Origin of the sequence: Phocaeicola plebeius (assembly GCF_003437535.1) — a bacterium.
Lineage (GTDB): Bacteria > Bacteroidota > Bacteroidia > Bacteroidales > Bacteroidaceae > Phocaeicola > Phocaeicola plebeius_A.
The window spans coordinates 321,631-328,548 of the sequence record NZ_QSQT01000001.1; the positions used below are offsets into that span (position 1 = coordinate 321,631).

The window sequence follows — 6,918 nt, forward strand, 5'->3', positions numbered from 1 at the left end:
GGCTTTAGAGCTCTCCTTTTTTTATAGCTTCCATGATGTTGGCCGGAGCACGTTCGGCCAGCAGTTCTTTTTTCATATAATCCATGTAGGGGGCTACGTGTTGGAAGAACTGATGGTATCCCTTGCACAGGTAGTTCAGTCCCGGCTCACCGTCGGCTGTGCGGGCGAAACGGTTTTTCGGGCATTCACCGTTGCAGGCAAAGAGGAACTCACATTCCTTGCACTGGCGGGGAAGGGAGTCTTGTTTCATTTGTCCGAACTTCATCTGGCGTTCGCTGTACATCATTTCCACCAGTGTCTTTTCATGAATGTTGCCCAGCTTGTATTCCGGAAATACAAAGTGGTCGCACGAATATACGTCGCCGTTGAATTCCATGACGCCGGCATGTCCGCAAGTCTTGGCCATGGTGCAGACGCCCGGCTGCGCACCTACCCAGTTGGCCAGGGTAGAGTCGAACAACTGGATGAAGAAATTTCCTACATCCTGGCGTACCCATTCGTCAAACAAGGTGCAGAGGAAGTTTCCCCATTGTTCCGGTGATACGGAGAAATCGGCTAATTTCTCGTCTTTCTGTAGCGGACTGGCCAGGTGACGGCCGTCGGCATGGGGGCTGATACGCTCTACAATCGGGGTAAACTGGATGTAGTGGCAGTCAATTTCCTTGAAGAAATGATAGAAGTCCAGCGGATAGTCTGCGTTGAAGTCATTCACTACGGCCAGGGCATTCCATTCTACCCCGTGTTTTTTCAGCAAGTGGATGCCTTGCATTACCTTGGTGAACGACGGACGTCCCTGACGGTTCTTGCGGTATTCATCGTGGAACTCCTGTGGCCCGTCGATGGACACGCCTACCAGCCAGGTGTTCTTTTTGAAGAATTCGCACCACTCATCCGTCAGCAAGGTACCGTTGGTCTGGATACAGTTGTCGATGGTACGTCCCCCGGCATATTTCTGTTGTAGTTCCATTACTCGCTTGTAGAAGCTGAGCGGACGCATCAGTGTTTCTCCGCCGTGCCAGGTAAAGAGTACCTGCGGCATGGTTTGCGAGCCGATGTATTCGCGGATAAATTTCTCTAACAGCTCGTCGCTCATCACGTGCTTGGAGATGTCTTTGTATAAATTTGCCTTTTCCAGGTAGTAGCAATAGTCGCAAGCTAAGTTGCAGACTGCCCCTACGGGTTTTGTCATTACGTATAGCGGACGGGCAAAAGGTGCAATGGTTTGACTCATGGTATTGGGTTTAATAAGTTTCAAGTTATTTCTTTTCGTCGGACAGATGCGCCAATAGTCCTTCACACGCATCCTCCAGTATGTCGAGCACATTTTCGAAGCCTTGAGCGCCACCATAATAGGGGTCAGGCACATAGTCGATTACCTTGGTACGGCAGAAATCAGTCATGCGGTGAATCTTCTGTTCGCTTTCCACGTCGGGCGCTTTGTCGCGCAGGGCATCGATATTGCGGTCGTCCATACCTAAAATCCAGTCGAAGTGATAGAAATCTTCCGTGCGTACCGGACGCGAGCGGTGGGTCAGCTGGTAGCCTCTGCGGCTGGCGTGAGCCCGCATACGTTCATCGGGCAGTTCTCCTTCATGGAAACCGCTGATGCCTGCGGAATCAATTTCAAACTCTTTTTCTCTTCCTGCCCGGCGCACCAGCGTACGCATGATTTCTTCGGCAGAAGAGGAGCGGCAGATGTTGCCGAGGCAGACGAATAATATTCTTTGTTTCATCATTTATCAAGGTGTAAATACTGTTTAAAACGTGCTACATCCGTATTCAGGATGAGGCTTTCGGGAAACTCGGTTTCCTTGACCAGCTCCAGGGCATGGTCGTAAGTCGCAATGTCGAATGAGATGTGTGCATCACTTCCCAGGATGACGGGCACCTCATATTGCTTGCAGAGACGGAGTATCTCTAAGTTGTTGGGCCGTGCCTCCACTTTGTTGCGGCAAGGCTTCAAGGAGCTGTTGTTGATTTCCAACAGGGTGTGATGGGCTTTTGCAGCCTGCACAATCGGTTCAAAAAGCAGTTTGGCCGTACCGTCACCCGGGTGGCTGATGATGTGCGTGTAAGGGTTTTCGATGGCTTTTATCATCCCTTGTGTATTTTCTTCGGGAGTTCCCGGCGTGTAGCACAGGGAATGAATACCTGCGATTCGCAAATCCAGCAAGCTCATGTGAAATTCATCCAGATCAAGTGTGCCTTGTGTATCAAGGATATTGATTTCCGCCCCAAGCAGGAGCTCGATACCGTACATCTGCCGCGGTACCACGTGCAGGTTGCGGAAGTAAATCAGGTGACAGCTTCCGGGAATTCCCGGTGTATGTTCCGTGATGCCGAGCAACTTCAGGCCTCTGTCGGCAGCTGCCCGTGCCATTTCCTGCAGACTACTGAAAGCATGTCCGCTGGCAATGGTGTGCGTATGTACATCTAATTCTATCTTCATGTGTATAGGGTTTAGGTAGGGTCTACATCATAATATACCATCAGTGAGCGGAAGCGCTCATCTTCTATGAGGGTGCGTTGTACCTGCGTCAGGTAGCGGCGTACCTTGCTCATGGAAGCTTCCTGCTCTATCTTGATGACAATCTTCCGGATGAAAAGCGATTGTATCCGTGCCACGGGTGGTTTGTCCGGACCTAATATCCGTTCGCCCATGCCTTGTCGCAGGTGAGCGGCCATCAGGTCGGCTGCCTGATTCAGGATGTCCTCCTTACGGTGCTTCAAATATACATAAATCAGCCGGTAGAAGGGAGGGTATTTGAACAGGCTACGTTCTTCCATCTGCTCCTGATACAAACGGGCATAATCGTTGGCCATAATCTGATGAATGAGCGGATTCTCCGGCGACTTCGTCTGAAGCACCACCAGTCCCTGCTTGTTCTTTCGTCCGGCTCTTCCGGCCACTTGTGCCATGAGCTGGAACGCCCGTTCGTACGAGCGGAAATCAGGATAATTCATCATCGAGTCGGCATTCAGGATACCTACCACGCTTACCCGGTCGAAGTCCAGTCCTTTGGAAATCATCTGCGTGCCAATCAGAATATCCGTCTTCCCCTCTTCAAAGTCGTTGATGATACGCTCATAGGCCGTGCGGGTACGGGTGGTATCCAAGTCCATTCGGGCCACTTTGGCTTCCGGAAAAATCTGCTTGATGTCGTCTTCAATCTTTTCCGTGCCGAATCCGCGGTTCATAAGTTCCACTCCTCCACAAGCCGGACAAGCTGTAGGCACGGCATAGGTATAGCCGCAATAGTGACACGTCAGCTGATGAAGCCCTTTGTGATAGGTCAGACTCACATCGCAGTTCTTGCAGCGCGGTACCCATCCGCAGGTGCGGCATTCAATCATCGGAGCAAAACCCCGTCGGTTCTGGAACAAGATGACCTGTTCCTTCTGCTCCAGTGCTTCCCGTATTTTCTGTAGTAAAAGTGGAGAGAACTGTGCCGTCATCCGTTTCTTACGGGCCAGTTCCTTGATGTCCACTAACTCAATGTGTGGCAACTGAATCTGCTGATGGCGTTCGGTCAGTTCCACCAGACCATATTTCCCGTTTCGGGCATGGTAATAACTCTCCAGGCTGGGAGTGGCTGTACCTAACAGGGTTTTGGCCCCATACATGGAAGCCAGCATGATAGCGGCATTCCGTGCATGATAGCGTGGAGCAGGGTCCTGCTGCTTGTAGCTCGTTTCATGTTCCTCGTCCACGATGACCAGTCCCAGTCGCCGGAACGGAAGGAATACCGAGGAACGGACTCCCAATATCACGTCGTAACCTTGTTCAGTCAGTTGTTTTTGCCAGATTTCCACCCGTTCCGCATCCGGAAACTTGGAGTGATATACTCCTAAGCGTTTGCCGAATACCCTTCGTAACCGTTCGGTAATCTGGGTCGTTAGGGCAATTTCCGGAAGAAGATAGAGCACCTGCTTGCCAGCTTTCAGCACTTCTTCTATCAGATGGATATAGATTTCCGTCTTTCCGCTGGCCGTCACGCCGTGGAGCAGGCATACGTTCTTGGTCTGGAAGGAAGTCAGGATTTCATAAAACGCCCGTTGCTGTGCGGGGCTCAGGGTGTGTAGCGGAACTGTTTCCGCATGGTCTCCCGTAAGTCGGCCAATCTCATGCAGGTACGTCTCCAGTATTTGTTTGTCTACTAAGTTCTTGAAGACGGATTGCGCCTGTCCGGAGGCATCGAGCAGATCCTTCTTGCTGACTTCCCGGATATTTTTCCCTTCGGCATTCCATCCCGACAATTCAAGGTATTTCATCAGGATGGCTTGTTGCTTGGGGGCCCGTGCCAGTAAATCAAACTGAATGTGCAGGTGATGTTCGTTCTGCAACGCTTCTGTCAGTCGGACCCGTACTTCCGTACGCGGTTTATAGCTTCGTTTGATTTCTTCCTTGATGCAGATAGCCTCTTTCTCCAGCAGCGATTTGATGACCGGCAACAAATTCTTCATGCCGCTGGCCTTCTCCAGTTGGGTGACACATTGCTCCGGGTCCGCACTGAGCAAGTCCAGAATACGCTGCTCCCGAGGAGGGAGCGGTTCCGAGGCTACAAAGTCCGGATTGTATTCCACCAGTGTTTCGCTTTCCAGTTTCATACCCGAAGGAAGGGCTGCCTTGTACACGTCTCCCAACGTGCAGAGGTAATAGTCGGCCAGCCATTTCCAGAAAGAAAACTGCTGTCCTAACAAAACCGGACGTGAATCGAGCACTTCCGAGATGTCTTTGGTTTCATACGCCTCCGGAGCCGTTTCGTGTACCTTGGTGACAATGCCCGTATAAAATTTTTTAGGACCGAAAGGCACAATGATCCGGCAGCCAGGCTGTATGCTTGCTTCCATACCTTCCGGAAGCAAATACGTGTACTGGCTGGCAATAGGCAGGGGTATTATGACATCCACGAATTTTTTCATATTGCAAAGTTACAAAAAGCCCCTCACATAGCTGGTTCCCTCCTGAAACTTTTATAGATTTGTACCTGCTGTTTTTAATCTTTAATTCAAAATGAAAATTTACAATATTGGAATCATCGGATGTGGTAGCATTGCGGCAAAAATGGCGGCTACGCTTGGAGGAATGAAAGGGGTGAAACGCTATGCCGTGGCTTCGCGCACGGTAGAGAAGGCAAAGGCTTTTGCCGAGAAATGGCAGTTTGCGAAGGCTTACGGAAGTTATGAAGAACTGGCTTCCGATGCGGAAGTGGATTTGATTTATATTGCCACTCCTCATGCCATGCACTATGACAATGCCCGTTTGTGTATTGAGAAGGGCAAGCCGGTGCTGTGTGAGAAGGCCTTTACGGCCAATGCCCGTCAGGCAGCCGACCTGCTGAAACTGGCTGAAGAGAAGAAAGTATTTCTGACTGAAGCTATCTGGACCCGTTACATGCCGCTTTCGTTGAAGATTCGTGAGTTATTAGAAGAAGGAGTGATAGGCACGCCCCATATTTTATCGGCTAATTTAGGATATGTAATTGATCGGAAGGAACGTATCTTGCGTCCGGAACTGGCGGGAGGCGCTTTGCTCGATTTGGGCGTGTACCTGCTCAACTTTGCTGCCATGTATTTCGGAAAGGAAGTAGCTTCCGTGCATTCCGTTTGTCAGAAAACAGATACGGGAGTGGATGCACAGGAAAATATTACATTGTTGTTTAAGGATGGCAAGATGGCTGCCTTACAGGCAAGCATTCATGCCGCTACCGACCGTATGGGAATCATTTCAGGTGATAAAGGCCATTTGATAGTGGAAAACATCAATAATCCGCAATCGGTCAAAGTGCTGGATACGAATTATCAGACTGTAGCCGTGTACGATGCCCCGCAACAGATTACAGGCTATGAGTATCAGGTGTACGCTTCACTGGAAGCAATTGAAAAAGGCTGGCTGGAATCGCCTTACATGCCGCATGCCGAGTCACTTCGTATCATGCAGCAGATGGATGCCCTTCGCCGGGAATGGGGAGTGGTGTATCCTTGTGATAACGAATAAACGGTCTGTATGATAAAAAGGAAACCTCCTTTCAAGTGAATATCCAATATCACCTGAGAGGAGGTTTTTTTAATATGTTTTTCTATGTGTGTCTTTAGAATAGATAAGCAACAGAAACCTGCCATGTGTTCTGTTTGAAACCGATAGTAGTTAAATCATCCGGGTCGCCACTATGTATTTTTCCATTGTCTTTTAATGCAAAGTTATAGTTGGCTCCTACCTGCAAATGGCCAAGAAGTTTCAAGCCGGCACCGACATTGAAGCTGGTCGTGTTTTTCTTGAATTCACATACATTGTTAAACCAGCGGTCGCCTACATTAAATCCGAACTGAGGACCTACAGCTACGTATGCGCCAATCAGACTGCTGAATCCGACAGTCCATCTCAGATTGATAGGAATTTCTATACTTTTCTTGGTTGACGTTCCTTCTTCAGAATCTACGCCAAATTGGTTATACATTGCAGAGGCGTCGATACCTAATCCTAAAAGTGGCAGGGTGAATTCTGCTGTCGGACCGATAAAGAAGCCGGTTCTGTTGTCTGACTTGAATGTTTCTTCAGAAAGATGTAGTTTGGAAACATTCAAACCACCTTTTACTCCAAATTTTATTTGGGCTTGCGCCGGAATGGCAAGTGCCAGACAGGCAATTACCATCAGTGTAGAGAATAATTTCTTCATATATTACTTCGTTTAGAGGTTTTTACAAAGTTAGATATTAATTGGAAATAAAAAAGAGGATGCTGAAGAAATGTGCATGTGAGAGTGAATTAATTACGAAACAACTTCGTGCTTTTGTCTTGTTGTTTGGCTATAACTGAATTTACTCTCTACTTTTTTAATAGGCTTGTTACTGAAAAAGCTCACATGGGGTCAACGTAATAATCTGAGGGGTAAATCCGATAAATTTATATCTTTGCCG

Annotated in this window: 6 protein-coding genes; 1 reads left to right on the forward strand and 5 read right to left on the reverse strand. The window is 48.8% G+C overall.

The genetic code is table 11. The features are described 5' to 3' along the window. Positions 1 to 4 precede the first annotated feature (4 nt). Genes DXD04_RS01375 through priA form a run of 4 tightly spaced genes read right to left on the reverse strand, consistent with a single transcriptional unit; the run spans position 5 to position 4,923 of the window. Positions 5 to 1,231 carry an anaerobic sulfatase-maturation protein gene (locus tag DXD04_RS01375; protein ID WP_117670214.1) on the reverse strand — a complete coding sequence of 409 codons (1,227 nt, stop codon included), beginning with the start codon at positions 1,229 to 1,231 and terminating at the stop codon, positions 5 to 7. Positions 1,232 to 1,256: 25 nt separating this feature from the next. Continuing rightward, positions 1,257 to 1,736: a low molecular weight protein-tyrosine-phosphatase gene (locus DXD04_RS01380; protein ID WP_117670173.1), complete on the reverse strand. Its 480-nt coding sequence runs from the start codon at positions 1,734 to 1,736 to the stop codon at positions 1,257 to 1,259. Further along, entirely contained in the window at positions 1,733 to 2,449 is a 717-nt protein-coding gene (locus tag DXD04_RS01385) for a phosphatase (RefSeq protein WP_117670175.1), read from the reverse strand. Before DXD04_RS01385 ends, DXD04_RS01380 begins: the two co-directional genes overlap by 4 nt. Positions 2,450 to 2,460: 11 nt before the next feature. Further along, complete coding sequence (gene priA, locus DXD04_RS01390; RefSeq protein ID WP_117670177.1) at positions 2,461 to 4,923, reverse strand: replication restart helicase PriA; 2,463 nt, start codon at positions 4,921 to 4,923, stop codon at positions 2,461 to 2,463. Positions 4,924 to 5,014: 91 nt separating this feature from the next. On the opposite strand from priA, the gene DXD04_RS01395 reads away from it, so the two are divergent. Continuing rightward, on the forward strand, positions 5,015 to 5,998 hold the full coding sequence (locus DXD04_RS01395; RefSeq protein WP_117670179.1) for a Gfo/Idh/MocA family protein: 984 nt from the start codon (positions 5,015 to 5,017) through the stop codon (positions 5,996 to 5,998). A 94-nt stretch (positions 5,999 to 6,092) separates the two neighbouring features. Here DXD04_RS01395 and DXD04_RS01400 read toward each other — a convergent pair whose 3' ends face one another. Then, positions 6,093 to 6,677, reverse strand: a complete 585-nt coding sequence (locus DXD04_RS01400; protein ID WP_117670181.1) for a porin family protein — start codon at positions 6,675 to 6,677, stop codon at positions 6,093 to 6,095. Between the last annotated feature and the right edge of the window lie 241 nt (positions 6,678 to 6,918).